Source organism: Streptomyces sp. M2CJ-2, assembly GCF_016757295.1.
Taxonomy (GTDB): Bacteria; Actinomycetota; Actinomycetes; order Streptomycetales; family Streptomycetaceae; genus Streptomyces.
In genome coordinates this window covers 32,934-54,618 of the sequence record NZ_JAESIF010000001.1, presented here as the reverse complement: position 1 = coordinate 54,618, position 21,685 = coordinate 32,934, and the positions used below count along the sequence as shown (strand labels likewise).

The 21,685-nt window shown below is 69.4% G+C and carries 42 protein-coding genes; 10 read left to right on the top strand and 32 right to left on the bottom strand.

Annotated features, from left to right (window positions below):
- Nucleotides 1-28 precede the first annotated feature (28 nt).
- The 3 genes from JL475_RS00475 to JL475_RS00465 are packed head-to-tail and all read left to right on the top strand — an operon-like array spanning nt 29 to nt 3,705.
- The gene (locus JL475_RS00475; RefSeq protein ID WP_202273917.1) at nt 29-778 is read left to right on the top strand and encodes an HNH endonuclease; all 750 of its coding nucleotides are present in this window, start codon (nt 29-31) and stop codon (nt 776-778) included.
- Nucleotides 682-2,022, top strand: coding sequence for a PBSX family phage terminase large subunit (locus JL475_RS00470; RefSeq protein ID WP_307824909.1), 1,341 nt, complete (start codon nt 682-684; stop codon nt 2,020-2,022). Before JL475_RS00475 ends, JL475_RS00470 begins: the two co-directional genes overlap by 97 nt.
- A 12-nt stretch (nt 2,023-2,034) precedes the next feature.
- Nucleotides 2,035-3,705, top strand: coding sequence for a phage portal protein (locus JL475_RS00465; RefSeq protein ID WP_202273909.1), 1,671 nt, complete (start codon nt 2,035-2,037; stop codon nt 3,703-3,705).
- Between the two features lie 95 nt (nt 3,706-3,800).
- On the opposite strand, the gene JL475_RS00460 is transcribed toward JL475_RS00465, so the two are convergent.
- From JL475_RS00460 to JL475_RS00410, 12 genes are all read right to left on the bottom strand, one after another.
- The gene (locus tag JL475_RS00460; protein WP_202273897.1) at nt 3,801-4,313 is read right to left on the bottom strand and encodes a hypothetical protein; all 513 of its coding nucleotides are present in this window, start codon (nt 4,311-4,313) and stop codon (nt 3,801-3,803) included.
- A complete protein-coding gene (locus JL475_RS00455) occupies nt 4,310-4,882 on the bottom strand; it encodes a hypothetical protein (protein ID WP_202273894.1) in 573 nt (190 codons plus the stop codon). Before JL475_RS00455 ends, JL475_RS00460 begins: the two co-directional genes overlap by 4 nt.
- 861 nt (nt 4,883-5,743) lie before the next feature.
- The gene (locus JL475_RS00450) at nt 5,744-5,893 is read right to left on the bottom strand and encodes a hypothetical protein (RefSeq protein WP_202273893.1); all 150 of its coding nucleotides are present in this window, start codon (nt 5,891-5,893) and stop codon (nt 5,744-5,746) included.
- A gap of 5 nt (nt 5,894-5,898) precedes the next feature.
- Nucleotides 5,899-6,177, bottom strand: coding sequence for a hypothetical protein (locus JL475_RS00445; RefSeq protein WP_202273892.1), 279 nt, complete (start codon nt 6,175-6,177; stop codon nt 5,899-5,901).
- Complete coding sequence (locus JL475_RS00440; RefSeq protein WP_202273891.1) at nt 6,174-6,470, bottom strand: hypothetical protein; 297 nt, start codon at nt 6,468-6,470, stop codon at nt 6,174-6,176. The genes JL475_RS00445 and JL475_RS00440 overlap by 4 nt, the downstream gene beginning before the upstream one ends.
- A complete protein-coding gene (locus JL475_RS00435) occupies nt 6,467-7,015 on the bottom strand; it encodes a hypothetical protein (RefSeq protein WP_202273890.1) in 549 nt (182 codons plus the stop codon). The genes JL475_RS00440 and JL475_RS00435 overlap by 4 nt, the downstream gene beginning before the upstream one ends.
- The gene (locus JL475_RS00430) at nt 7,012-7,152 is read right to left on the bottom strand and encodes a hypothetical protein (protein ID WP_202273889.1); all 141 of its coding nucleotides are present in this window, start codon (nt 7,150-7,152) and stop codon (nt 7,012-7,014) included. The genes JL475_RS00435 and JL475_RS00430 overlap by 4 nt, the downstream gene beginning before the upstream one ends.
- Before the next feature lie 8 nt (nt 7,153-7,160).
- Nucleotides 7,161-7,292 carry a hypothetical protein gene (locus JL475_RS41115; protein ID WP_272932878.1) on the bottom strand — a complete coding sequence of 44 codons (132 nt, stop codon included), beginning with the start codon at nt 7,290-7,292 and terminating at the stop codon, nt 7,161-7,163.
- Between the two features lie 11 nt (nt 7,293-7,303).
- Nucleotides 7,304-7,495 (bottom strand): hypothetical protein, encoded by a 192-nt coding sequence (locus tag JL475_RS00425; RefSeq protein WP_202273888.1) that lies wholly within the window; start codon nt 7,493-7,495, stop codon nt 7,304-7,306.
- A gap of 60 nt (nt 7,496-7,555) precedes the next feature.
- Entirely contained in the window at nt 7,556-7,864 is a 309-nt protein-coding gene (locus JL475_RS00420) for a hypothetical protein (protein WP_202273887.1), read from the bottom strand.
- A 59-nt stretch (nt 7,865-7,923) separates the two neighbouring features.
- The gene (locus JL475_RS00415; protein ID WP_202273886.1) at nt 7,924-8,406 is read right to left on the bottom strand and encodes a hypothetical protein; all 483 of its coding nucleotides are present in this window, start codon (nt 8,404-8,406) and stop codon (nt 7,924-7,926) included.
- A 60-nt stretch (nt 8,407-8,466) separates the two neighbouring features.
- Nucleotides 8,467-8,838 (bottom strand): hypothetical protein, encoded by a 372-nt coding sequence (locus tag JL475_RS00410; RefSeq protein WP_202273885.1) that lies wholly within the window; start codon nt 8,836-8,838, stop codon nt 8,467-8,469.
- A gap of 174 nt (nt 8,839-9,012) precedes the next feature.
- Between JL475_RS00410 and JL475_RS00405 the strand changes: the two genes are divergently transcribed.
- The 4 genes from JL475_RS00405 (at nt 9,013) to JL475_RS00390 (ending at nt 10,089) form a co-directional block, all read left to right on the top strand.
- Nucleotides 9,013-9,273, top strand: a complete 261-nt coding sequence (locus JL475_RS00405; protein WP_202273884.1) for a hypothetical protein — start codon at nt 9,013-9,015, stop codon at nt 9,271-9,273.
- Complete coding sequence (locus JL475_RS00400) at nt 9,266-9,535, top strand: hypothetical protein (protein WP_202273883.1); 270 nt, start codon at nt 9,266-9,268, stop codon at nt 9,533-9,535. Before JL475_RS00405 ends, JL475_RS00400 begins: the two co-directional genes overlap by 8 nt.
- Nucleotides 9,532-9,813 (top strand): hypothetical protein, encoded by a 282-nt coding sequence (locus JL475_RS00395; RefSeq protein WP_202273882.1) that lies wholly within the window; start codon nt 9,532-9,534, stop codon nt 9,811-9,813. Before JL475_RS00400 ends, JL475_RS00395 begins: the two co-directional genes overlap by 4 nt.
- 78 nt (nt 9,814-9,891) lie before the next feature.
- Complete coding sequence (locus tag JL475_RS00390) at nt 9,892-10,089, top strand: hypothetical protein (protein WP_202273881.1); 198 nt, start codon at nt 9,892-9,894, stop codon at nt 10,087-10,089.
- Here JL475_RS00390 and JL475_RS00385 read toward each other — a convergent pair.
- From JL475_RS00385 to JL475_RS00290, 20 genes are all read right to left on the bottom strand, one after another.
- Nucleotides 10,086-10,589 (bottom strand): hypothetical protein, encoded by a 504-nt coding sequence (locus JL475_RS00385; RefSeq protein WP_237405839.1) that lies wholly within the window; start codon nt 10,587-10,589, stop codon nt 10,086-10,088. The genes JL475_RS00390 and JL475_RS00385 overlap by 4 nt on opposite strands.
- Before the next feature lie 99 nt (nt 10,590-10,688).
- Nucleotides 10,689-11,177 carry a hypothetical protein gene (locus tag JL475_RS00380; RefSeq protein ID WP_202273880.1) on the bottom strand — a complete coding sequence of 163 codons (489 nt, stop codon included), beginning with the start codon at nt 11,175-11,177 and terminating at the stop codon, nt 10,689-10,691.
- Nucleotides 11,178-11,209: 32 nt separating this feature from the next.
- Nucleotides 11,210-11,440, bottom strand: a complete 231-nt coding sequence (locus JL475_RS00375; RefSeq protein WP_202273872.1) for a hypothetical protein — start codon at nt 11,438-11,440, stop codon at nt 11,210-11,212.
- A gap of 17 nt (nt 11,441-11,457) precedes the next feature.
- Nucleotides 11,458-11,646, bottom strand: coding sequence for a hypothetical protein (locus JL475_RS00370; protein WP_202273870.1), 189 nt, complete (start codon nt 11,644-11,646; stop codon nt 11,458-11,460).
- A gap of 9 nt (nt 11,647-11,655) precedes the next feature.
- Nucleotides 11,656-12,273 (bottom strand): zinc finger-like domain-containing protein, encoded by a 618-nt coding sequence (locus JL475_RS00365; protein ID WP_202273868.1) that lies wholly within the window; start codon nt 12,271-12,273, stop codon nt 11,656-11,658.
- A gap of 184 nt (nt 12,274-12,457) precedes the next feature.
- Nucleotides 12,458-14,491: a type IV secretory system conjugative DNA transfer family protein gene (locus tag JL475_RS00360; protein ID WP_202273865.1), complete on the bottom strand. Its 2,034-nt coding sequence runs from the start codon at nt 14,489-14,491 to the stop codon at nt 12,458-12,460.
- Nucleotides 14,492-14,499: 8 nt separating this feature from the next.
- Nucleotides 14,500-15,783, bottom strand: coding sequence for a hypothetical protein (locus JL475_RS00355; protein ID WP_202273862.1), 1,284 nt, complete (start codon nt 15,781-15,783; stop codon nt 14,500-14,502).
- 31 nt (nt 15,784-15,814) lie between these two features.
- A complete protein-coding gene (locus tag JL475_RS00350; RefSeq protein WP_202273861.1) occupies nt 15,815-16,018 on the bottom strand; it encodes a hypothetical protein in 204 nt (67 codons plus the stop codon).
- 96 nt (nt 16,019-16,114) lie between these two features.
- A complete protein-coding gene (locus JL475_RS00345) occupies nt 16,115-16,327 on the bottom strand; it encodes a hypothetical protein (protein WP_202273860.1) in 213 nt (70 codons plus the stop codon).
- The gene (locus JL475_RS00340; RefSeq protein WP_202273857.1) at nt 16,324-16,509 is read right to left on the bottom strand and encodes a hypothetical protein; all 186 of its coding nucleotides are present in this window, start codon (nt 16,507-16,509) and stop codon (nt 16,324-16,326) included. Before JL475_RS00340 ends, JL475_RS00345 begins: the two co-directional genes overlap by 4 nt.
- The gene (locus JL475_RS00335; protein ID WP_202273853.1) at nt 16,509-16,937 is read right to left on the bottom strand and encodes a hypothetical protein; all 429 of its coding nucleotides are present in this window, start codon (nt 16,935-16,937) and stop codon (nt 16,509-16,511) included. The genes JL475_RS00340 and JL475_RS00335 overlap by 1 nt, the downstream gene beginning before the upstream one ends.
- Before the next feature lie 94 nt (nt 16,938-17,031).
- Nucleotides 17,032-17,208: a pRL2-8 gene (locus tag JL475_RS00330; RefSeq protein WP_202273850.1), complete on the bottom strand. Its 177-nt coding sequence runs from the start codon at nt 17,206-17,208 to the stop codon at nt 17,032-17,034.
- Nucleotides 17,208-17,462, bottom strand: a complete 255-nt coding sequence (locus JL475_RS00325; RefSeq protein ID WP_202273848.1) for a hypothetical protein — start codon at nt 17,460-17,462, stop codon at nt 17,208-17,210. Before JL475_RS00325 ends, JL475_RS00330 begins: the two co-directional genes overlap by 1 nt.
- 51 nt (nt 17,463-17,513) lie before the next feature.
- Nucleotides 17,514-17,819: a hypothetical protein gene (locus JL475_RS00320; RefSeq protein WP_202273845.1), complete on the bottom strand. Its 306-nt coding sequence runs from the start codon at nt 17,817-17,819 to the stop codon at nt 17,514-17,516.
- 107 nt (nt 17,820-17,926) lie between these two features.
- Nucleotides 17,927-18,100, bottom strand: coding sequence for a hypothetical protein (locus JL475_RS00315; protein WP_202273842.1), 174 nt, complete (start codon nt 18,098-18,100; stop codon nt 17,927-17,929).
- Nucleotides 18,101-18,232: 132 nt separating this feature from the next.
- Nucleotides 18,233-18,727, bottom strand: a complete 495-nt coding sequence (locus JL475_RS00310; RefSeq protein ID WP_202273840.1) for a hypothetical protein — start codon at nt 18,725-18,727, stop codon at nt 18,233-18,235.
- Between the two features lie 39 nt (nt 18,728-18,766).
- On the bottom strand, nt 18,767-18,997 hold the full coding sequence (locus JL475_RS00305; RefSeq protein ID WP_202273837.1) for a hypothetical protein: 231 nt from the start codon (nt 18,995-18,997) through the stop codon (nt 18,767-18,769).
- 65 nt (nt 18,998-19,062) lie between these two features.
- The gene (locus JL475_RS00300) at nt 19,063-19,224 is read right to left on the bottom strand and encodes a hypothetical protein (protein ID WP_202273835.1); all 162 of its coding nucleotides are present in this window, start codon (nt 19,222-19,224) and stop codon (nt 19,063-19,065) included.
- A complete protein-coding gene (locus tag JL475_RS00295; RefSeq protein ID WP_202273832.1) occupies nt 19,221-19,436 on the bottom strand; it encodes a hypothetical protein in 216 nt (71 codons plus the stop codon). Before JL475_RS00295 ends, JL475_RS00300 begins: the two co-directional genes overlap by 4 nt.
- The gene (locus JL475_RS00290; protein ID WP_202273830.1) at nt 19,433-19,843 is read right to left on the bottom strand and encodes a hypothetical protein; all 411 of its coding nucleotides are present in this window, start codon (nt 19,841-19,843) and stop codon (nt 19,433-19,435) included. The genes JL475_RS00295 and JL475_RS00290 overlap by 4 nt, the downstream gene beginning before the upstream one ends.
- A 259-nt stretch (nt 19,844-20,102) precedes the next feature.
- Between JL475_RS00290 and JL475_RS00285 the strand changes: the two genes are divergently transcribed.
- The 3 genes from JL475_RS00285 to JL475_RS00275 all read left to right on the top strand — a co-directional run bounded on the left by JL475_RS00285 (nt 20,103) and on the right by JL475_RS00275 (nt 21,543).
- Entirely contained in the window at nt 20,103-20,357 is a 255-nt protein-coding gene (locus tag JL475_RS00285; RefSeq protein WP_202273828.1) for a hypothetical protein, read from the top strand.
- A 149-nt stretch (nt 20,358-20,506) separates the two neighbouring features.
- Nucleotides 20,507-21,145 carry an NUDIX domain-containing protein gene (locus JL475_RS00280; RefSeq protein WP_202273825.1) on the top strand — a complete coding sequence of 213 codons (639 nt, stop codon included), beginning with the start codon at nt 20,507-20,509 and terminating at the stop codon, nt 21,143-21,145.
- Nucleotides 21,142-21,543: an NUDIX hydrolase gene (locus tag JL475_RS00275; protein ID WP_202273823.1), complete on the top strand. Its 402-nt coding sequence runs from the start codon at nt 21,142-21,144 to the stop codon at nt 21,541-21,543. Before JL475_RS00280 ends, JL475_RS00275 begins: the two co-directional genes overlap by 4 nt.
- Nucleotides 21,544-21,685: the final 142 nt, after the last annotated feature.

Genomic DNA, 21,685 nt, shown 5'->3' with positions numbered 1-21,685 from the left:
CGCTAACTCCCGTCGCGGCATGTGCGCGATGCACTACCAGCGAGTCTGGAAGCAGGAGCGGTCTTGCGTCATTGACGACTGCACCCGCCCGTATGCAGCCAAGGGCTTCTGCGTCATGCACTACAAGCGCGCCCGCAAGGGGCAGCCGCTTGACGCGCCGGCCCTCGGCTCAGGGAAGGCGGCGGGGTGCCGCGTCGAAGGGTGCGAGCGCCCCTATCACGGCAACGGGTACTGCGGTGCCCATCTGCAGAGGCTCGTGCGCACGGGAGACCCGGAGGGCTTGCGTCGACTGCCACGCGCTGGCTGCCTGATCGATGGTTGCGGGGAACCCCATTGGGGGCAGGGGTACTGCTCGCTGCACTACGGCCGGGTGCGGCAGTACGGGGGCAGCCACGAGAACCGCAAGCCGTGCCGCATGTGCAACGAGTACTACGTGCGCCCGGCAGGGCCAACGGGAAGCTACGTGTACTGCCCGGAGTGCACCGACAAGGTGGGCCCTCACTACTGGGCAGCCGTCCGCCGTATCCGCCTGGCGAGCAACAACGTGGGCATGAGCGACGAGGACAGGTCCGAGGCGGCTGCCTACCGGCAGATCATCGCCGCCGATCCCTGTGTCTACTGCGGCAAGCCGAGCACCGCCGTGGACCACATAGAGGCGGTCACCCGAGGCGGCTCGGACCGATGGGAGAACCTCGCCCCGGTATGCAAGAGCTGCAACTCCAAGAAGCGTGCCCGCTCAGTACTGGAGATGCTGCTTTGGGTCGGAGCTGCGTCGTGATCGCCCCGAACCTTCCGCTGTCGCGGAAGCAGTTGGACTACGTGGCGAACAGTAATGCTCGCCTGAATCTGGCCTCGGGGTCGATCCGAGCAGGTAAGTCCCTGTCGACCCTGCTGCGGTGGCTGATCTACGTGGCGACCGCGCCGCTCGGTGGTGAGCTGGTCGTAGTGGCGAAGACCACGAACACAGCGGCGTCCAACGTGTTCATCCCACTGCAAGACCCGAGCAAGTTTGGTTCGCTTGCGCAACACGTTCACTACACTCGAGGCGCTCCAACGGCGACAATCCTGGGGCGCCCGGTGCGGGTCATAGGTGCCAACGATAGCCGTGCGGAAGAGCGCCTTAGGGGTATGACCTGCGCAGGCGTGCTCGTGGACGAGGCTACTCTTGTGCCGCAGGAGTTTTGGACTCAGCTCCTAGGGCGCATGTCGGTGCCCAATTCGAAACTCTTTGCCAGCACAAATCCGGGGTCTCCTGCCCACTGGTTGAAGCGGGACTTCATTGACCGCCGCGACGAGCTGGACCTCCGCTACTGGCACTTCACCCTGGACGACAACCCGTCCCTCGCTCCCGACTACGTCGCGGCGATCCGTGCCGAATTCGTGGGTCTCTGGTTCCGCCGTTTCGTGCTCGGGGAGTGGATCGCCGCCGAAGGTTCGATCTTCGACATGTGGGATGAGCAGCGCCACGTCGTCGACTCGCTGCCGGAGATCGCCCGCTGGATCTCCTGCGGCGTCGACTACGGCCAGGCCAACCCATTCCACGCAACTCTCATCGGTTTGGGCCGGGACCGCCGCCTCTACGTGGGCTCCGAGTGGCGTTACGACGGACGGCATCAGCGCCGCCAGCTCACCGACATCGAGTACAGCGAGCGGCTGCGCGGCTGGCTTCAGAACGTCCCCGGCGTCGGTTCGGTGCGCCCCCAGTTCGTGACCGTGGACCCGTCCGCCGCCTCCTTCTCCGCGCAGCTACGCCGGGACAAGCTGACGCCGACACCAGCGAAGAACGACGTCCTCAACGGCATCCGCACCGTGTCCAGCCTCCTCGCGGCCGACCTGCTGCGGGTGCACTCCTCGTGCGCGTCGCTGATCTCCGAGATGCCGGGCTACGCCTGGGACGACCGGGCTGCGGAGAAGGGCGAGGACAAGCCCATCAAGGTAGCCGACCATGGGATCGACTCGCTCCGGTACGGCCTATATACGACCCGGACTCTGTGGCGGCACAAGCTCGCCCTGACCGCCTAGAAGGGACCCCTCATGCCGCTCCCCCAGCCGGGTAACACGCCGTGGCCGCCGCCATCGTTGGAGATCCCGCATGCCGACATGGACATGTGGCGGGCCTGGTATGCGGGCAACGCCGACCACCTTGCCGCGGTGTACGGGGGGCCGACGAACTACCGCAGCAACGCGGTCGCCCGCGAGTTTTTCGAGGTGGACCAGCGGCGTGCGGGCGGCGAGGAGCTGCGCATGTTCTGGGGGACGCAGCCCTCCCCCGGCCAGCAGGCGGCGAAGTTGCACGTCCCGATCGCCTCGGACATTGCGGAGACGTCGGCGAACCTGTTGTGGGCGGATGTCCCGACGGTGACTGTCGACCTGGACTCGACGGATCGGGTGACGGCGACGTCGACGCAGGCGCAGATCGGCCGCTACCTCGACGACCGCGGGCACGCGAAGATGCGGGAGGCCGCCGAACTCGCCGCCGGCCTGTCGAACGTGTACCTGCGCGTCGTGTGGGACAAGACGCTGCGCCCGCGGCCGTGGACGGACGTGCTGCAGCCGGAGTCGGTGGTGCCGACGTGGCGGTGGGGTGCTCTGGCGGAGGCGATCGTGTGGCGGGAGCTGGCACCGCTGGTGGATGGGGGTGAGGTGTGGCGGCTCCTCGAGCACCACACTCCTGGCACGATCCAGTACGGGCTGTACAAGGGGCGTGTCGGTGTCCTCGGTGAGCTGATGGACCTGGCGGATCATCCGGACACCGAGTACCTGGTGAAGCGCGTCAACAGCCGGGGCCAGCAGGCGACGGGCGTGGACCGGCTGCTGATCACGCACCTGCCGAACCTGTTGCCGAACCGGGTGTGGGACGGGGTGCCGAACACGGCACCGCTCGGGCGCTCCGACTACTCCGGCATCGAGCCAGCGATGGACGCGCTGGACGAGACGTGGACGTCGTGGATGCGGGACCTGCGGCTGGGTAAGGCGCAGATCCTGCTGCCTCAGTCGATGCTCGACTCGGACGGTCCCGGATCCGGCGGCACGTATGACCTGGACAAGGAAGTCCGGGTGTCCCTGAACATGCTCGACGAGGGCGGCAAGGACACGATCACCCAAGTCCAGTTCAAGATCCGTGTCGAGGAGCATGAGCGGACGGCGAAGGCCCTGCGCCGCCAGATCCTCTCTTCCGCCGGCTACTCCGCGCAGTCGTTCGGCGAGGAGGGCACCGTGGCGCAGACAGCGACAGAGGTGGCCGCCCGCAAGGAGGAGTCGCTGACCACGCGCGGCACGAAGATCCTGTACCAGCGGCCCGCGCTGCTCGAGCATCTGACGACGATGATGATGGTCGACGTCAAGCATTGCGGCGCGAAGGGCGTCGACCCGGCGGCGGAGTTGACGGCGTCGTGGCCGCAGGCGGTGCAGCCCGACCCGGAGGCGACCGCGCGCACCTTGTCGTTCCTCGACTCGGCCGGGGCGATCAGCACCTATATGAAGGTCAAGATGCGGTCGCCCGAGCTGGACGACACGGAGGTGTGGGCGGAGGTGCAGCGGATCCGCGAGGACAAGCGAGACGCGATCCCGGCCGGCGACCCGTTCAACAACCGCGGCGGCGAAGAGCCGAACGACGACGATGCTGGCAGCGACGGCACGGAGGCCGGATCGGACGAGGGCCAGGACGAGACCGAGGACGACGAGCCGGACCTGAAGGCGGCGTGAATGGCGAAGGGCCGCCCCGAAGGACGGCCCACCCTGAGTAGCCTCGCCCGGCCTAGCCAGGCCCCGCCTAGCCGCGCCCGACCGAGCCGTGCTCCTCACCCAGCTTCGAGCCGGGCGAGGCGTTCTTTGAGTTCGGCGGTCTCCGCCTCGCTGCGGTCCTGTCGATCTATGATCTCGCGGATCTGGGCTTCGCTCTTCTGCTGCCGCAGATCGAAGCGAGCCATCATGTCTGCCTCTCGGGTGAGCAGCTGGGCCACCGCAAGAGTCAGACTGCGGGCGGCGGGCTCCATGCCATTGAGGTTGACGTTGACGACCTTGCTCACGCCGCGATCGATGGCGCCCTTCGACTTCTCTTGGTACTCGCGGGCCAAGATGACGTGCTCGTTGGGGTCCGCAATCCGGTAGCCAACGCCAGGCACTGCGCGGAGGGCCCGCTTGTCCGTGACCTCAAGTTCCTCGCCTGCGCGGTTCATGGCCTTCTGGATGGCCTTGCGGTCCTTGTCGGCGTGGAGGCTGAGGGCTTCGGCTGCCTGGTCGTAGGTGACGAGGTCGGCCTGCTGGAAGAGGTCGTAGAGGATGCGCCACCGCGCCGTGGGTCGGGTGTTCACAGCTTCTCCAGGGTGGCGGTGAAGCGGCCGTAGCGGGGCCGGTAGTCGCCGAGTCCGATCATGGCGCCTGCGGTGTTGGCGATCTCGGCGAGTTCGTCGAAGGCGAGGACGGACGTGTCGAGGGTGCCTTCGGCGGCGGTGGTCCACTGCCGGAACATGGGGCGGCATCGCATGATGCGGTTCTGCTGGACCTTGACGCTGGCCATGTGGCGGAAGTTCTCGTCTTCCCACAGGCCGTCGGGGTCGCGGGGGCCCTGGTAGGCGAGGGGGTTGATGTTGGTAGAGACGAAGACGCCTCGGGTGACCTTGACGCCGGAGCGGGTGACCTTGGCGGCGTCGACGAGGCAGCGCTCGACGTTCTGGCCGGGGATGAAAGGGCCCACGTCGGGGTCCAGGTAGAGCCCGCCGAGGTGCTCCAGCCGAGCGAGTTCCTCGAAGTCGTCATCGGTCTTCTTCCGCTTGCTGCTGATCGCCTTCATGGCTTTCGCGGCGGGGTCGAGGGGGTTCGCCAGCCTCGCGTTGTGCATGAGGAGTTCGGCGGTGCCGGTGATCGTGAGACGAAACTGCATGCGAAAGCTCCCAGCGGTGTGCGGAGTTGAAGTGATAGATCCCATGAGTAGCCGCGCCCAACCTCGGCACGCCCAAGCGTGCCCCGGCCTGCCTCGCGGTGCCTAGCCGTGGCGAGCCGTGCGCTGCGTGGGCGTGTGGGGAGTCGAACCCCACCGAAGACCATCCGCCCTGTACTGCCCATGAGTTGCCGCGCCTCGCCACGCCCCGGCGAGCCGAACCTCGCCTCGCCCGGCCTCGGCACGTCGCGCCGCGTCTTGCGTGGGTGGCGGGGAGTCGAACCCCGCTACGACCATCCACCCGAAAACCCTGAGTAGCCCCGCCTGGTCCAGCCCCGCGACGCCTCGCCATGGCGTGCCGTGACATGCCGCACCAGGCCACGCCTTCCAAGCGGTGCCACGTGGATCGTGACCCCGGAGGGCGTGCTACGACGCTAACACACGTCACCTTCAAAGTAGAGGTAGAGATGCACCACTGCCTACGAATCCACGGAGGGGGGTTTCGGGGTGACGTCAGGGCGCACACGGCAACGCGAAGCCGAGGAAGAAGAGGGCGGGGGCTCGCGCGGTCTGGCTGCCGCTTAACGGCGGCGGACACCCTTACGCGCGGGGAGTCGACGGTAACGGACGACCTTGCCACCCTTCGTGGCGTGGGCCTTGGCTCGGGCGTAGCGCCGGAGCTTGGGGTTGGCCCAGAAGTAGCGCCATTGGGCACGACTGCGGAAGCCAGTGTGCCTTCGTCCCGGCATGGGGTCACCTCCTTCCGAGGATCTCCCTACAGTCTGCCCAGACACGCCTGCGGGCCCGCTCCGGACGGTGAGGGCCCACAGGGGGTTGGGCGTTACGGACGACTGAGGGTCGCCCCTATCGGCGGCTTCCGGGCAGGCCAAGCCTGTTCTTGAGGTCGGCGATGGTGCGCTTCCCGGTCCTGTAGAAGATGAACGCTCCTACGAGTCCTGCGGTCCCGCCGAGGATGCCGATCACTCCGAAGGCGATGCGAACGGTGTCGCTCATGCTGGTCACCGTGCCTCCCAGTGCGGGCAGTTGATGATGGGCTGGTCTATCGCGGGTCCGTCGGGGTGGCCGCATTCTTCGGGGAAGCCGGGGTGTTCGGGGTAGGGCCCGTCGGATGTGGCGGGCTCGAAGTGGACGCAGGTCTTGCACCCGCGGGCGCCGGGGTTCTGCCAGCAGCGCGGCATGTGCTCCTCGACCCGCTCCCGCTTGGCGCGGGTGTAGCGGCGGCAGTGCGGGCACTGATGCCGGGACACGACGATCGGGGTGGGCAGGTCGACGGTCATCGGTTCTCCTTCGAAGTGACCCACCGCTCCCATGCGGCGAGTCCGGCTGCTGCGGCTTGTTCGCGGGTGGGTTCGGGCCGGCTGCCGGGTATGGCTGCGTCGGCGAGCCGCCACTGCCACTTGTTCCGCCCCGACCGGCTGGTGCCGCCGTAGGACGGGCTGACCACGACCAGCACCACATCGTCGGCCACGACATGCCAGGCGCGGGTGTCCGACCAGTCGGGGGCCTTCACCAGCCGGGCCTGCACCACGACGGCGCGGGCCCGACGGGCGGACATCGGACGGCGGGTCACGACGGGAAGACTTCCGGGTGGTCCTTCTTCCAGTCGAGCCAGTGCTGCATGGGCTCGTCGCCGATCGTGTGGACCAGGTCCATGACCTTCTCCAGCGGCAGCGGGCCGGGGCGCTTGGCGTACTCGTACTCGGTGCCGCGCGAGTTGGGCGGCGACGGCACGAACGTCGGCCCGTACTGCCACGAGACGCGTCCGTAACCCCAGTCGTCGGCGCCGTACTTGATGAACACGACCGTGTTCCAGCCGCCATCAATGTCCAGCGGTCGCTGATCCATCTTGCGGGCGTAGCCAGCGTCACCGAACCAGTAGTGACGGTGCTCTGCCAGGTAGGAGACGAGCATCTGCGCTTCGGCGTCGGTGGGCCGCTCGGCGCTAGCAAACGGCCACGGCGGGTCGAACGTGTTGCCGGTGTCGGCGCTCGTGCCGAGGTAGGCGGCGACGTAGCACCAGCTGGGCTTGAAGCTGGTGACGACCGGGATACGCAGCACGGTGAGCGGGTCTTTCTCGATGGCGTCCGTACCGAACGGCCAAACGGTGGCGGTCATGAGTCCTCGTCTCGGTGGATGTCGTAGTCGTTCTCGCCCCACCAGCGGTCGTAGCGGGCGCAGGTGCGGGGGTCGTCGTCCCAGTCATGCCGGTGAGGCTCGGACAGGGGCGGCAGAGTGGGGGTGGGAGCGTCCACTGTTCCTCCTACTCGTCGTCGGTGAGGTCGCCGGTCTCCGGGTCACGGGGGCAGTCGCAGCCGCAGGGGCCGTGCTGGCTGACGCAGTGGCAGTAGCAGCCGGACTCGCCGCAGGGCTCGGTGTAGTCGTTCTCGTGCATGGCGTGCTCCTTCAGGGGTTGGCGCGGCGGCGTGCTTGCCGCTGGGTGCAGCGGTGATCGGGCAGGGTTGCGAGGAATTCGGTGTACATGAGGTAAGCGCAGTCGCCGCAGCGGGCGAAGCCGGTGAGGCGCCACAGCTCGTCGGGGTTCATGCCGGTCGGTTCGAGTTCCAGGAATGCGGCACGGTTCTTGGGAGCGGTCATCGCTCCTCCTTCCTGGGCGGTTCGGTGGGCGGGCTCATCCGGTGACGAGCCCGGGGGTGGCTAGTGGCTGGGTTTGAGCAGGTGGTCGATTTCGGCGACGAGGTACACGTGGTGCGGGCCCTGCAACGGCAGGTGCTCGCCGTGGCCCTTCGGCGATCCGGGCGGGCGGATCTCCCACCGCATACCGGCCTCGGCCGGCCACACGTACAGGCGGTCGCCGCGCTTCGCCGCCGCCTGCTGCCCGGACGCTTCGATGGGGATACGGACCTCGATGTAGTCCGGGGTGGCGGTCGCCGACCAGCCGAGGCGGGCGAGGTGGTTGGTGACCCGGACGGTGAACGCGGGCTCCAGGACGGTCAGGGCGGTCATCGGAGACTCCTAGGCGGCGAGGCGGGGCGGCAGCCGGGCGGCTGCCGCCCCGGGGTGGGTCAGGCGGGGATGAGCGTGGCGTCCGGGATGGCCTGCATGAGGGGCAGGTCGCGCCCGCCGGTCGCCTCGTCCCAGTCGGTGAAGATCTCGACGGCGCCGACGCCGGGCAGGTCGACGGAGACGGTGATCTCGGTGGCCTCCCACGTCGACTCGCCGCCGTGGGTGGACCGCTGGACGGTGCGGGTGGTGACGGTGCCGTCGACCCGCTCGTACAGGGCGTTCAGCTCGTACTGCGACCACATGCTGACGCGGCGGGCCGTCTCGCCCTCGTCTTCGCGCATCTGGCGGCCGGGCATGCCGAGGGCGGCGCGGACCCGGGCGGCCAGGGTGCTGTCGGCGTGGGCGAGGAGGAGGGCCGTGCAGGCCGGCAGGGTCGGGGTGGCCGCGGGGGTGGGCTCGGTGTCGCGGAGGGCCTGCGGGTCGATGGGGGCGAGGACGACGGCGGTACCGGCGATGGTGATGGCGAGGTCGATGGCGCTCAACTGGGGCTCCCTACGGGTCGGGCTGGCCGGCTCGTTCGTCTGGTGCGTCGTGAAGTTGGTCTAGGCGCACTCCGCGTAGGCGGCCTGGAAGAGGGCCGGGCGGGCGAGCTTGGCGGCAGCGAGCTTGTAGGCGGGCTTCCGCGGCCGGTACTTCACGGCGATGCGGGCGACGTCGGCGGGCGTGTAGCGGCGGCAGTCGCCGCGCATCTTCCGGCCGGCGTGGATGCGGGCGGGGATACCGGTGATGCCGAGCGCCTTCGCGGTCTTGCGGAGGGTGCCGGCGACGGAGCGGGCTTCCTTGGGGGCGAGGCCGGCGGCCATGCAGTGGGAGGCGAGGGTGCCGTTGCCGCGACGGCGGATCCGGTTGGCGGCGCGGGTGGTGCGGCTACGGGCCTTGATCGTGGCGCGGCGGGTGCGGCTGGTGCGAAGCATTCGGGTCCCCCTTGGTGGTTCTTGGTGCGCCCCTTGCTCGGGGTGTAGCTACACCTTAGAGTCGTGACTACGCCCGACGCAAGCCATTCGACCGAGATTCTGTAGCTACACCAGTAGCTACACCAAGGGAGAGCGAAGATGACGCAGGTAGATACACCTGGATACGCTCGGCGCATGTCGCCGAACAAGCCGAAAACCCCGACCCGACCGATCCGCGTAGACCTCACCGACTGGGGCGTCTTCGGCGAGGCGACCAACGCCATGGGAACCGACCGCAGCGCAGCCTTCCGCGCCTTCATGGAGTGGTACCTCCACAAGCCCGGCACCAAGGCACCCACCCGACCGAACAAGGCCGCCGTCGAAGCAGCCCGGGAAGCACACCTCAAGAAGGAAGCCGAGAAGGCAGCCCAGGCCAAGGAGGCGCAGGATGGATGACCTGACGTGGCGGCTCGGGCAGCAGCTCGACGAGGAGGCGACGGCTGCCTACGAAGTCGCCGCATACCGAGGCACCCGTAACTGGCATCTGAAGATCGCCGACTACCGCAAGACCGTCAGCGACGGAGAGGGAAAGCCGCCCGCCAGGGAGCAGGCCGAGGCTCTCCGTAGAGACCTGGCTGAGCAGTCGTCCCGGAGTCGGCTCGGCTGGACCCACATCGACATCCAAGCAAGGCCGCGCGAGCCGGAGGAGAAGCCGTGACCGCGCTCGTCCCGCGTCGATCGCTGATCACCGACCACTGGTTCCGCGCAGGACCCGTCCAACCCGACGGTTCGGACGGCTACTGGATCTGCGACTACCGGGGCTGCGGCCAGCATCGAGGCGACCACCTGCAAGCCGAGGGCCACTGGCTGAAGCCGCTGCACCCGTTCGTCCCCCTGGTGAACTACCGGCCGTCGTACTGCCGGACCTGCGGCAGGGAACGGCGCCACACGACGCACACCCCGTGGCTGTGGGAGCAACTGGAGCCGACCGCATGACGAAGCGCCCCGCCATCCCGGTGGGGCGCTTCCGCGTTTCCCGCCCCGCCCCGCACCCGGGCGGGGCACACTGCCGTTATGGCGATCCGGGTGAGCGTGCAGGCCGCGACCGAAGACGAGTGCGTCGAAGGCTTGGCGCAGCTGGTCGACGCCGGGTTCCAGCCGGTGATGATGCCCCGGTACATGACCGACGGCCGGTGGATGGCCCGCGCCGTACCCACACGAAAAGCCCCGACCGTCTCGGAAGACGGCCGGGGCCTTGGTGTCGCGGGTTAGCCGAGGGTGCCGGCGAACTCTCCGTTCTCGGCTTCCTCCGCGGACATCTGCACCGTGCCCCTGTGGCTCACCTCGACCTTGTAGAACTTCTCACCCTTGGGGACGTCGGGCACGGCGACGTCGAACGTGCAGGTGCCGTAGCCGATGGTTTCGCTGTCGCCGAGGCGCCCGGTCGCGATGACGTCACCGGACGCCCCGTACACGGTGACCGAGGTGCCTTCGCTGATGTCGTCGTAGCCGCCGGACCCTTCACAACCACTGCCGGTGTCGGAGCCGCCTTCGAGGAGCGCGAAACTCCCTTCGAGGGTGAACGTGGCGGGCTTGCCGGGCCCACTGCTGGCGGTGATCGCCCAGATGCCGCCGACGAGTCCGGCACCGACGACCAGGCCGAGGAGCCCAGCGGCGAGCGGGCTCAGTCTCTTCGCCTCGGGTGCGGGCATGGTGGGCGGTTCGGTGGGCGGCGGCGGAGTGGCCGGCTGCTCGGGCAGGTAGTTACTCATGGTCCCCCCAGGGATGTGATGGATCGGCAGGTTAACGCCGGATGATGTTGATGTAGCCCGGTCGGTTCAAGGTTCACCGATTCGAGACCGGGCGCCTCGCTACTGCTGGTTGTTGGTGCGGGCCCACAGGCCGGTGTTCTTGGTGTGGGTTTCGCGCTGGTCCTGGATGACGGTGCCGTTGTAGTGGTGGTGCACGTCCGGCTCCGGCTTGGCGCGCTTCACCAGCCGGGACAGGGCGAAGATCGGCACGGCCAGGCCGACGGGCGCGACAGCCATCCACGCGATGACCTCAGGGTCGGCCTGCCCGGAGAAGTACAGGACGCCAGAGGTCGCGCCTCCCGCGCACAGGGTGAGGAACCCTGCAGCGATCATGCGGACACTGTCGTCGGTGGCCTTCTCAGACATCGCGGGCCGTCCAGGCTGGGTGACGGGCGGAGTGTTACCGATGACGGCTCGAGGGCTGGCGTCCTGGCGGCGGGCTTCGTGGATGGCGTTGTCGACGGCCGCACGGATCACGGCGTCCTCGAGCGGGTTGGCAGCCTGCCCGGCCGCAGGGGCGGTGGGCGTCGGCTCGGGCAGGATGGTCATGCGGGTCTCCTCTGGGTATCGACGGGGTGGGTCTAGAGATTGAGTTCGGCGCGCAGGTGTTCGGGGAGCTTGAAGGCGTTCCGCACGTAGTCCTTGTCCGACAGGTCGGTGTCGCCTTCCAGCGCGCCCCTCACCCAGGAGGTACTCATGAGGCTTCCGGCGTCAGCGACGCGGAGCCACAGCTCGCGAATGATGGATTGCAGTTCGCTGACCTCCGCGCGCAGGCGCTCGGTCTCGTCCGTGCACTGATCCCTTGTGGTCATATCGGGTTGGCCTCTCTTCAGGTGAGTTCGATGCGGGTGGCGGTCCAGGGGCGCTTGGAGCCCTTGCGGGCGCCGTCCTGGCGGACCCACTCGGCAATGGCCCTCTTGGCTTCGGCTTCGCTGCTGGCGCGGACGGTTCCGGCGGATTCGCCGTCGTCGTACTTGCCGTCGCTGACCTGCGCGATGAAGTGGTAGGTCTTGGGCATGCGGGTCTCCTAGTCGATTTCGCCGGTGCCGTGGCACACGGAGCAGCGGACAGTCGTGGTGGTGTGCAGGCGGGACTCGATGGCGTGGTGGCCCTTGCCGCGGCAGGCGGGGCACGGGTTGATCGGCTCGGGTGCGTAGTCGGGGTCGGGCTCGTAGCCGCCGGCCTGCGTGGTCCAGGCGGCCTCGAGCGCCCCGGCCTGGGCGGCGGCGACACCGTTGCGGGCGGCCTGCTTGATGGGGCTGGTGACGGCGCGGACGGCCCGCCGCTTCTGCTTCCGCAGGGCGGGCTTGATCAGCTTCCGCCAGTAGATGCGGCCGACCGCCTTCACGTCCTCCGGCGTCAACTCCGGGTACAGCACCCCGGCGAGGACCGCACCACCGATGGTGATCTCGAACGTGTCCTCGTCCTCGATGCGCTGACGGCCCGACGATGCGGCCTTGATCCGCTTCAGGTCGGCACTGTCGATGAGCGGGTTTTCCCAGCTGTGGGAGTTAGGGCAGTTGCCGCGCGCAGGCGATCCGTCGAGCCAGTGGCCGTCGAGGGTGAAGGCCGCGGAACCGCACTCGGGGCAGCCGTAGGGGATGCCGTCGATCGTCGCCTGCACAATCTTCAGACTGATGGCCATAGTGGGACCTCCTTCGCTTTTTGACCGGTACGGGGACTGGGATGGTCTGTGACAGTGCAGGTCAGGACCGTGGGGGTGTCCGTGACGGACCGGTACGGCGCCACGGTCCCGGGCACCGAATCACGGTGCGTACCGGTGACCGTCACGGTCCTGACCTGCGGCGTCACGGTGACGCCGCGGCCATTCAGGCGGCCTTGGCGAGGCTCTCGCCGGTGATCTGCTTGATCGTCTCCAGGCGGTAGCCGCGCGTGCCGCCGGTGACCTGGACGGTGGACACGGTGACATCGAGGCTGAGCCAGTCGACCGCGCGCTTCAGCTCGGCGGCGAGCTGCTTCGCCCCGGCGAGAGGGTCGACATCCCAGGCTTCCGGAGCGTGCTGGGTCAGGTAGTCGAGGATCTGGCTCGTGGCGAGGAAGTCGGGGTCGTCGGCCGCGGCGAACGCACCCCGCACCATCATCACGATCTTCGGCAGGTCCGAGCGCAGCCGGTCCGCCTCCGTGGCGCCGAAGTGGCTCAGACCCGCCGCGGCCAGCGACTCGGCGTCGACCGTGGGCCGTCCGGCCGCAGCACGCTCGCGGGCCCGCCGCATGCCGTCCTGCTCATCCAGGAACAGGAACTTGTGCTTCAGCGGCTCGCGGGAGCCGCCGCCGCGGATGTACGCCTGGGAAGCGTCCCGCAGGTCGTCGCCCACGGCGTTGCCCTCGGCGGGGTCGAGCCGGTCCGGCCGCCAGCCCTCCGCGCCGGCTCCGGCGCCGAAGACCTGAACGATGTCCTGATGCCGGGACGGGCCGACGATCTTCAGAGCGATCGAGTCGGCGATGGCCTTACCGATCGCATCCTTCGTCGCCTCCTGCGCAGCCAGGACGAGCTGCACGCGGGACTTCCGGCCCGTCTGCAGGATCTTCACCGCGAGCTCCTTCGCCCGGTCGGACAACTGCGGGTACTCGTCGATGAACAGGACGATCGCCGGCCGGTCCGGCGACGGTTCCCAGTTGGCTTTCATGCCAAGCTTCGTGAACAGGGAGGGCCGAGCCTTCGCGATCTTCAGGGCCTGGTCGAGGATCGCCTCGATCTGCCCCATGTTGTCGTCGCCGATCGCCCGCACCCCCAGCGCCTCGGCGAGCGGGTCAAGCCCGTTGCCGCCCGGGTCGAGGTCGCCGACCATCACGTCGGAGCAGGCCGTGAGCGCGTCGGCCATCGTCCGCAGGATCACGGACTTACCGCCACCGGAGGAGGCGACGACGATGGCGTGCACCCCAAGCAGGGATGCCTCGAACGTCTTACCGTCCATGCGGTGGGCGAGGATCTGCTTGTCCCGCATGCGATAGCTGTTCGGCTTGCGCTCCGGCGCGGACGGCATCTTCGCGAACGGGTCGGACTGCACCAGCCGCAGGATGACCCGCCCGCGGGACTCGCGCACCGGCTGCGGCAGGAGACCGTTCTCCGGCAGGTCGAGGGGGGTCTCGAGGTCGGCAGCCTTCGACACGATGTCGGCGGGCTTGCCCTTAGCGAGACGGACGGTCACCTCCCAGCCCCACTCGTAACGCCGGTTCGCCTCCACCTCCTTCACCTGAATGCCCTCCGAGGCGAGAGCGCGGCGCACGCACTCGGCAGCCTCGGTCCTGTTGCGGGCGTCCGCGATGGGGAACGGGTCACCGTCGGCGGCAGCGATCTCCACCTTGCCCGGGTCGACACTGCGCGGCCGGCCCTTCAGCACGCCGACGGTGACGGCGGCCATCGCATACAGGGCGGCGACCCACAGCCCGCCTTCGATCAGCCCGTAGGCGCCGGCTCCGGCGACCGGGACGGCCACGATGCCGCGGGTGATGAGGTAGCGCTTGCGGCGCTCCTTCAGCTGCTGGGTGCGCCGGTTGACGACCGCGTCGAACTGGGACTCCTTCGCCGCGTCACCGTCGGCGGCCTTCAGTTGGGTGCGGGCGGTGCGGATCATCTGCGGGTAGTCGCCGACCATCTTGTCGTGCTCGATGCGGGCGATGTGCCACCAGCCGCGCGCCGCCCAGCCGATCCACACGACGGACGGGTGGTGGCCGACCGCGCGGGCGGTACGGCGGGCGATCGCTGCCTTCGAGTGGATCCATGCGGGCAGCTGCCGCTGCGGGGTCGCGGGCCGCTTGTCGACGACCGTTTCGATGGGGCCGACCGGAGCCGGCTGGACGGGCACCGCCAGGGTCTGGCGGTCAGTGAGCGGGGTGGCCATGGCGGGTGTCAGCCCTTCTTCTCGGTGGCGGTCTGGACGGCTGCACTGCGGGCGGCGATGGAGGCCTGGCGGCGCGCTCCAGGCGTGTACTGGACGTCGCCCTTGGTGCGCTTTCCGCGACGCGCGGGCGGGTTGTAGATGCGGGGCTTCTTCGCACCGGGCACTTGCGATGCGACCTGCTGTGTTGATCCGCTTACGGGGCGCTTCTGGCGGGCGGCTTCGACCCTCATCTCGGCGGCGTTACGCAGTCGGATAATCGCTGCGGACTCGGCCGGGTCGGCGCCCTCGACATCGCGGTGCGCGCGCTTCCACACGGCCTCGGTGACAGTGGTCTCGCCGAGAGCGGCAGCGATCTTCAGGGCGTGCTCCCACACCTTCGGGAACTCCCGGGCGCGATCCTCCGCAAGCTTCCGCTCGGCCTCACGTTCGGCCTTCTCGCGGTACGCCTGATGCTCGGCCTCACGCAGCTCCTCCGCCGCCTTCTCGGCGGCAGCACGCTCGGCCTCCTTCCTGGCGGCGCGCCGCTCCCGCCACGACGGCTTCCCGTCCCGCTTGCGGAGCCGGCCGTGCTCGTGGAGGTCCCACATGCCGGGGCCGGCCACCGAGGCGAGGGCGGTACCGAAGGCCGTTGCGGGGTCGAAGGCGTCCAAGCCGTGAACGATGTTGATGCTGGCGGCGGTGAGAGCACCGACCCAGGCGACGAGCCGGTAGTGCCACTGGGGGCGGCCGTCCGTGACCGCAGCAGCAGCACCGACGAGGGCGACGAGCGCGATCACCTCGATGAAGATCGGGGCGACGAGGAGGTACTTGGCGTCCGGGTCGTAGAACGCGAACATCTGCACCGGCAGGGCGACCGCAGCGCACAGCCCGTAGAAGCCGAGGGCGACCTTCCGCCACCGCTCACTGGACTCCTTGACCACCTTGGCCTTCGCGACTTCGCTCTGCTGCTGCTCCTCGGCTTCGCGGCGGGCTTCCTTGCGGGCGCGCTCAGTCTCCTCGCGCTTCCGCTCAGCCTCGGCAATCTTGGCGAGCTGCTCGGCCTGCTCGCGCTTGAAGCGGAGGGCTGCCCGCTCATTCGCCAGGGCCGACTTCTCGTTCTCCAGCCGCTCCTTCTCGGCCTTCTCGGCGGCGAGGATCTTCTCGGCCTCCGCCTTGCCTTCGGCCTCGATGCGCAGGGCGTCGGCCTTGGCGTCGGCCTCGGTCCGGATCGCGTCCGCCTTGGCCAGCGCGACGGCGTCGAAGCCACGGTCGGGCACGTGGCCGTTGACCTTCTCGATCGACGTGGCGGTCACGGTGAATCAGTCCCTTCAGATGGTCAGACGGTCAGGCGGTGGCGGGCTTGGGGGTGGCGGGCCGGTGCTTGAGCCAGGCGGCGATGCCGGCGAGCAGCCACACCGGGCCGGGGATCGCGGCGATCACGGCGGCCAGCCCGGCGAGCGCGAGCGTGACGGGGGCGAGCGCGGCCGGGGCCAGGCCGACGACCAGCAGGTACAGGGCGAGCAGCGCCCAAGCGATGTAGCGGAACATGACGACCTCACACAGGGTCGGGGCGGATGGTGGGGGTGGTGCTGCGCCAGTTCTCCTCGACCGGGCCCGTGCGAGACGGGCCCGGCGGACAGCCGGTCAGCGGCGGGGGTAGGTGTGGCCGGGCGGGGGGTACTCGGTGCCGGCCTGCGGGACGGCCGCGCTGATGACGGTCTCCTCGAACTCGGTCAGCGGCCCGCCGTCGACGGGGTCGCCGGTGCGGGTGGCGTAGGCGGCATCGACACCGCCCAGAAGGCGGAGGGTGCGGGCCCGGTCGTGGGAGGCGGTCTCAGTGCGGCGGAAGAGGCTCATCGGCGGTGTCCCTTCTTGTGGGCGCGGAGGGCGGACTTGCAGGGCGGGCGCTTGCGGACGCGGACGGGGCCGTCGCCGACCTCAGGCGGCGGGATGATCTGGCCGCAAATGGCGCGGGTGACGCCACGCTGCAGGGGCCCGCAGTCGGGGCAGTGGAAGTGCGCGTCAAGGACGACGGTCATCAGGCCTCCTCTCGGGGTTGGTCGGTGAGGCGGGCGGCCTCTTCGTAGCGCTCCCGCAGTTCGGCCCTGACCTCGTCCATGTCGGCGCCGCGGGCCTGCCAGCGGTCCAGGACGGCGGCCCTACGGTCCGCGTCGACCTGGTCGATCCAGCCGAACCGCCGGTTCTCTGCGAAGCGCCGGTCGCGCAGCTGCTGGACGGCGAACAGGACGTCGTCGAACGCGGCAACGGGGAACCGGCGGGTGCTGGTGATGGGCCGCCCGTACCAGTCGTCCACAGAGAGGGACACCCGGGTCATCGGGTCGTCGCTGCGGCCGTCGCGGATGTCGTAGGCGCCGGCTATGCCGCCGATCGCCCACTGGAGGTCGTAGAACGGCTTGCGGCGCCCGATCCAGAGGGGGCTGAGCCTGGGGTCGTCGTCGGCGAGCATTCGGGGTTCTCCTTTCTCGGGTTGATGCGCAGTCCGGGCTGTCCCGGCTCCCCTCACCGCCCGTGCGAGACGGGCGGATCGGGCAGCCGGTCAGTCACCACCAGCTCGACTTCTCCTTCGGGACGATCTGGCCGTCGTGGTCGCCGCCCATGTGGGCCACGCACTGCGGACAGTCCTGGCCCGGCTTGAGCCGCCGGTGGATGTCCGGGTCGTAGGCGTGCGTCCAGCACTGGCGGCACTCACCCGGCGGAACCGGCCTGCGCAGCGCCATCAGGCGGCCTTCGCGGTGCGGCTGGCCTGCTCGGTGAGCTCGTCGACGAAGAAAGCGCGGGTGTCCGCGTCCTCCGCCTCGGCGACCAGGCGGGCGGTCAGCTCCTGCGCGGACGCCCCCTCGGGCAGTGCGCGGATCTCGGCGACCAGGCGGACGATGTTGTCCAGGCGGCCGTGCAGCCACTGGCCGTTGGCGGCGGCAAGGTCGGCGGCGGGAAGGCTGCGAGTGCTGCGGCGGCGGATCGTCTTCAGCATTCGGGGGTCCTCTCGGATCGGTGGGTGGGTGGGTGGGTGGGTGGGTGGCGGTCAGCCGAGGGCGAGGTCCGACTTCGCCTCGTAGAGGGCGTTATCGACCCACTTGAGGAGCTCCTGGGTCTTGGGGCCGTCGTCGCCGAGGCGGGCGACCGCGTTCAGGTCGTCGGCCGCCTCCTCCAGCCAGTCACGGCTCTGATCGAGGGAGCCGAGGGCGTCGGCGGCGTCACGGAGGAGGGTGGCGAGGCCGTCGGCGGTCCGCGGGTAGTCGGCGTGGTCGAGGCCGACGGCGTCGGCGATGGGCTCGGCGTACTCGGTGATCAGGTTGTCGGCGGTGATGTTCGTGGCCTTGGTCGGCACGGCGTGGTCCTCTCTCGGGCCAGATGATCGGGTTGCGGTGCGTGCCCCGGCCTGCGTTCGCGGCGTAGGCCCGGTTTCGGCCGGGCCGGGGCTGGGGGGGCAGCGGGTCAGTCCTCGTAGAGCACTCGGGCGCGGCGCCAGACCGGCTGCTGCCGGAGCTTGCGGTCGAGTTCGGCGTTGACTGCCAGCGCCTCGGGCGACTCGTCACCGTGCTTGCCGTTCGGGTCGGGGCGGGCGGCCATCAGCCGCTTGATCTCGGCGCGGTCCTTCTTCCAGCCCATATCGGGCTCCTCTCGGTTGGGGTTGGTGGTGGTGCAGCGCCCCGGTCTGCCTTTGCGGCTACGCCCGTGGTGGCCGGGCCGGGGCTACCGCCGCACGGGACGGGGGGTGACCGTGCGGCGGCGGTATCGGGGTCAGGCGGCTTCGGGGCGGCTGTCGATGACGTGGAGGATCTGCGCCTCGGGGATCCAGTCGACGATCCCGCCGCTGTACTCCAGGGCGAGGTAGTCCCCGTCGTGGTCGTAGTCGGCCAGCGTCTCGGTGCGGTCGAGGAACGCGAACTCGCGCTTGTCGCCGCCGGTGTAGGTCTCGCCGGTCGCGGTGATGATCTGGAACGCGGGCGTGGAAGTTCCGTCGACAGTGGCGGTCCGACGGCGGCCCTCCAGTGCGGCGACGGTCTGGCGGAGGCTGCTGTTCTCGTTGTCCAGCGCGCTGTTGCGGGAGCGCAGGTTGCTGGCGGACGTTTCGAGGCGTTCGGCGTGGTCCGACATGCTGCGGAGCGTCTCCGTGAGCCGCACCAGCAGCTTCACGGCGGTCTGGTGCGGCATGTCCGGGTTGGTGATGTCGGCGGCCCCGACCTCCGCGATCACATCGCGGCTGTCCTGCACGTAGCGGGCGGTCAGATCCATGAGGGGTCCTCTCGGGTGGATATCGGGCGGGCGGACGGGTCAGGCGGCGGCGGGCTCGTTGAAGCCGTCCAGCTCGGCCAGCAACTGCGGGTCGGCGGCGAGACGGAGTTCCGCCACCCGCACCCGGTCACCGCGGGCGATCGCGGCGGCGTAGTCGGCGAACAGGTCGGAGATCGACAGCACCTGCAGCGCGGACACCAGCGTCGTCGCGCGAACGTGCTGGCCCAGGTCGGTGTGGGCGTGGTCGGCGGAGAAGAGGTACGGAGACATGACAGGTAGGCCCTTCCGGGTCGAAGTGGGTGGAGTGGGGGGTTGGAACCGCGGCGGTAGGGGGGTTAGCGGGGCCGGGACTCGCTGCGCTTGTTGACGGCCTTCACCTTCCGGCGCAGCTCCTCGCGCTCGGAGTCCGTCAGCCAGCAGACGAAGCCCCACAGGTACGGGTGCGGGCCGCGCGGGCGCTGCGGAAGCGGGTCCTTCGTCTTCTCGTGGTCGCTCACGACGCCTCCCCGACGAGCCGCAGGGACGGGCGCGACTGGGGCTGGGGCGCTGCGGTAGCCGGAACGAACCAGTGGCCGAGCCGCAGCCGGGTCACCGGGTCGGTGAACGTCACCAGCACGGCCGGCGACTCGTTGTCCCACGCGGGCAGACCGGCCACAATCTCCTCGGCCGTCGCCCGCAGCGCCTGCAGACGCTCCCGCTCGCCGGTCACGACGCCAAACCGATCAGGTCGAGGCGGCCGGCCTTGGCGAGCTGGCAGCGGCACATCGCCAGCTCGTCCTGCACGCACAGCAGCTCGTCGTAGTCGGCGGTCGGCCCTGCGGACAGTCGGCGGCAGTGGCCGGCGGCCTGCCGGTAGCGGGTCGCGGTCTGCGCCGGATCGATCAGATGCAGCTGCCCGGCCTTGGCGAGGATCCCGAACGACTCGGCGATCACCTGCTGCGCGGTACCGAGCGCGTCGAACTCGGCGGGCGACAGGTCGCGGGCGTCCTTCGCGGACAGCTCGTCGAACCGGGCCGACGCCACCTCGAAGCGGGTGACAGCACGCACCAGCTCGGGGGCGAGCGGGGCGGTGGGGTGAGCGACGCCCGCGGGCGCTTGTACGATCTGGGTAGCCACAGGGTCTCCTTCACAGAACCTGGTGGTCAGGGCCGGTGCGTGCGCGATGTAGGAGTCGCAAGCGCCCGGCCCGTCTTCTTTTGTGTGCCGTCCGCGGACTGGGTCCGGTAGGAGTGGACGACGAAAGCCGTTCTCAAATCGAGATTTGAGCGGCTGACTGATACGACCGTAGAGCCGCCGCCGGAGCGAGTCAAGCGGAACAACCCGACTTCTCCAATCGAGTCTTGAGCGGGCGTCGGATCGCCCGTACTCTCACGACATGGCCGACTCCTCCGACACTCCTTTCGCCCCCTACGACGAGCAGCTGCGCGCGATCACCGACCTGCACGAACGGTGGGACGCCTACGTCGAACGAGCCGACTTCCTGGAACAGGAACTCGAGGCGTTCCGCAAGCGGCACCGTCGGGAGATCGCGCGGGGCTTCAAGGATCAGGGCAAGACCTGGAAGGAGATTGGGGAGATCATGGGGCGCGTCACGTACCAGCGCGCCCACCAGTTCGGCAAAGGTGAGTGACCGGTGAACCATGGGGTCCAGTCTTCGCGCACCCCTGCGCCCAGACCATGAAGACCCCGTGCAGCGCCATGCAGTGATCTGAAGCGGACCATGCAGTCCCATGCAGACCCGCTACGGCAAGGCCCACAACGGCGGCCCGGAGGTCGATAGTGGACGGCGTTCGACAGTGGACCGGGCAGCAAGCGGCCCGGCTCCAGGACGCATTCGAGATGACGCAGGAGCAGTTCGCGGGACGGCTCGGGGTGTCGGTGCGCAGCGTCGCCGCATGGCGCGCCAACCCGACGATGATCCCCCAACCCGAAACGCAGCGAATCCTCGACACGGCATACGAGAGGGCAGGTGATGCGGTGCGCCGCCGGTTCATCCACTTGTCGCGGCCGGCCATACCGCGGCCAGAGGCGCAGGCGCTGCGGGTAGCGATCGCGATCGTCCGCCGCGGCGGTGACGTGCTCCTCGTGTGCAGGCAGGACGGCGAAGACATCAGCTGGCAGTTCCCCGCCGGCATCGTCAAGCCGGGCGGGAGCGCGGCGAAGGTCGCGGTGCGGGAAACCCTGGACGAGACCGGCGTGCACTGCCTGGTCCGCGAGCATCTGGGTGAACGACTCCACCCCGTCACGCGCGCCGTCTGCGACTACTTCATCTGCGACTACGTCCACGGCGAAGCGATCAACGGGGACGCCTCCGAGAACGTCGCCGTCGCCTGGGCTCCGATAGGCGAGCTCGCCCGCTACATCCCCACCGACCGCATCTACCCACCGATCCTCAGCGCCTTGGAGGCCACCGTATGACCGAGACCAAGCCGGACGTGTCCGCCGCGATCATCACCGACGGGGAGCGTGTCCTGATGGTGCGCCGCCGCGTGAAGGAGGGCGAGCTGTCGTGGCAGTTCCCGGCCGGCGGCGTCGAGGACGGCGAGACGGCGGAGGACGCCGCGGTGCGGGAGACGCTCGAGGAGACCGGCCTGACCGTGAAGGCCGTGCGCTACATCGGCGACCGGGTGCACCCGAAGTCCGGCAAGTTCATGGCGTACACAGCCTGCGAAGTCGTCTCAGGCACGGCGCGCGTCGCGGACGAGGACGAGCTGGACGCGGTCGCCTGGGTCGCCCACTCGGAGATCACCGACTACGTGCCATACCCGCTGTACGACAAGGTGCAGGCCTACCTCGACGACGTCCTGCCGCACTGACGAGTTCCGGCCGCTTCCACCTTTGGCCACTGATTAGCCGCGCGAGGGGACGGATGCGCGACGAATCCTACCGGCCCGGTCAAATCAACGATCCCCGCAGGTGAGATGGCGGATGCGGCCAGGTCTTGATCTGGCGCCAATG

What these genes read in the sequence shown, in the direction of transcription:
- JL475_RS00475 (WP_202273917.1), top strand. Translation starts at nt 29, where the DNA reads ATGCACTACCAGCGAGTCTGGAAGCAGGAGCGGTCTTGCGTCATTGAC.
- JL475_RS00470 (WP_307824909.1), top strand. Translation starts at nt 682, where the DNA reads ATGGGAGAACCTCGCCCCGGTATGCAAGAGCTGCAACTCCAAGAAGCG.
- JL475_RS00465 (WP_202273909.1), top strand. Translation starts at nt 2,035, where the DNA reads ATGCCGCTCCCCCAGCCGGGTAACACGCCGTGGCCGCCGCCATCGTTG.
- JL475_RS00455 (WP_202273894.1), bottom strand. Translation starts at nt 4,882, where the DNA reads ATGCAGTTTCGTCTCACGATCACCGGCACCGCCGAACTCCTCATGCAC.
- JL475_RS00450 (WP_202273893.1), bottom strand. Translation starts at nt 5,893, where the DNA reads ATGAGCGACACCGTTCGCATCGCCTTCGGAGTGATCGGCATCCTCGGC.
- JL475_RS00445 (WP_202273892.1), bottom strand. Translation starts at nt 6,177, where the DNA reads ATGACCGTCGACCTGCCCACCCCGATCGTCGTGTCCCGGCATCAGTGC.
- JL475_RS00435 (WP_202273890.1), bottom strand. Translation starts at nt 7,015, where the DNA reads ATGACCGCCACCGTTTGGCCGTTCGGTACGGACGCCATCGAGAAAGAC.
- JL475_RS41115 (WP_272932878.1), bottom strand. Translation starts at nt 7,292, where the DNA reads ATGCACGAGAACGACTACACCGAGCCCTGCGGCGAGTCCGGCTGCTAC.
- JL475_RS00425 (WP_202273888.1), bottom strand. Translation starts at nt 7,495, where the DNA reads ATGACCGCTCCCAAGAACCGTGCCGCATTCCTGGAACTCGAACCGACC.
- JL475_RS00420 (WP_202273887.1), bottom strand. Translation starts at nt 7,864, where the DNA reads ATGACCGCCCTGACCGTCCTGGAGCCCGCGTTCACCGTCCGGGTCACC.
- JL475_RS00410 (WP_202273885.1), bottom strand. Translation starts at nt 8,838, where the DNA reads ATGCTTCGCACCAGCCGCACCCGCCGCGCCACGATCAAGGCCCGTAGC.
- JL475_RS00405 (WP_202273884.1), top strand. Translation starts at nt 9,013, where the DNA reads ATGTCGCCGAACAAGCCGAAAACCCCGACCCGACCGATCCGCGTAGAC.
- JL475_RS00400 (WP_202273883.1), top strand. Translation starts at nt 9,266, where the DNA reads ATGGATGACCTGACGTGGCGGCTCGGGCAGCAGCTCGACGAGGAGGCG.
- JL475_RS00390 (WP_202273881.1), top strand. Translation starts at nt 9,892, where the DNA reads ATGGCGATCCGGGTGAGCGTGCAGGCCGCGACCGAAGACGAGTGCGTC.
- JL475_RS00385 (WP_237405839.1), bottom strand. Translation starts at nt 10,589, where the DNA reads ATGAGTAACTACCTGCCCGAGCAGCCGGCCACTCCGCCGCCGCCCACC.
- JL475_RS00380 (WP_202273880.1), bottom strand. Translation starts at nt 11,177, where the DNA reads ATGACCATCCTGCCCGAGCCGACGCCCACCGCCCCTGCGGCCGGGCAG.
- JL475_RS00375 (WP_202273872.1), bottom strand. Translation starts at nt 11,440, where the DNA reads ATGACCACAAGGGATCAGTGCACGGACGAGACCGAGCGCCTGCGCGCG.
- JL475_RS00370 (WP_202273870.1), bottom strand. Translation starts at nt 11,646, where the DNA reads ATGCCCAAGACCTACCACTTCATCGCGCAGGTCAGCGACGGCAAGTAC.
- JL475_RS00365 (WP_202273868.1), bottom strand. Translation starts at nt 12,273, where the DNA reads ATGGCCATCAGTCTGAAGATTGTGCAGGCGACGATCGACGGCATCCCC.
- JL475_RS00360 (WP_202273865.1), bottom strand. Translation starts at nt 14,491, where the DNA reads ATGGCCACCCCGCTCACTGACCGCCAGACCCTGGCGGTGCCCGTCCAG.
- JL475_RS00350 (WP_202273861.1), bottom strand. Translation starts at nt 16,018, where the DNA reads ATGTTCCGCTACATCGCTTGGGCGCTGCTCGCCCTGTACCTGCTGGTC.
- JL475_RS00345 (WP_202273860.1), bottom strand. Translation starts at nt 16,327, where the DNA reads ATGAGCCTCTTCCGCCGCACTGAGACCGCCTCCCACGACCGGGCCCGC.
- JL475_RS00340 (WP_202273857.1), bottom strand. Translation starts at nt 16,509, where the DNA reads ATGACCGTCGTCCTTGACGCGCACTTCCACTGCCCCGACTGCGGGCCC.
- JL475_RS00335 (WP_202273853.1), bottom strand. Translation starts at nt 16,937, where the DNA reads ATGCTCGCCGACGACGACCCCAGGCTCAGCCCCCTCTGGATCGGGCGC.
- JL475_RS00330 (WP_202273850.1), bottom strand. Translation starts at nt 17,208, where the DNA reads ATGGCGCTGCGCAGGCCGGTTCCGCCGGGTGAGTGCCGCCAGTGCTGG.
- JL475_RS00325 (WP_202273848.1), bottom strand. Translation starts at nt 17,462, where the DNA reads ATGCTGAAGACGATCCGCCGCCGCAGCACTCGCAGCCTTCCCGCCGCC.
- JL475_RS00315 (WP_202273842.1), bottom strand. Translation starts at nt 18,100, where the DNA reads ATGGGCTGGAAGAAGGACCGCGCCGAGATCAAGCGGCTGATGGCCGCC.
- JL475_RS00310 (WP_202273840.1), bottom strand. Translation starts at nt 18,727, where the DNA reads ATGGATCTGACCGCCCGCTACGTGCAGGACAGCCGCGATGTGATCGCG.
- JL475_RS00305 (WP_202273837.1), bottom strand. Translation starts at nt 18,997, where the DNA reads ATGTCTCCGTACCTCTTCTCCGCCGACCACGCCCACACCGACCTGGGC.
- JL475_RS00285 (WP_202273828.1), top strand. Translation starts at nt 20,103, where the DNA reads ATGGCCGACTCCTCCGACACTCCTTTCGCCCCCTACGACGAGCAGCTG.
- JL475_RS00275 (WP_202273823.1), top strand. Translation starts at nt 21,142, where the DNA reads ATGACCGAGACCAAGCCGGACGTGTCCGCCGCGATCATCACCGACGGG.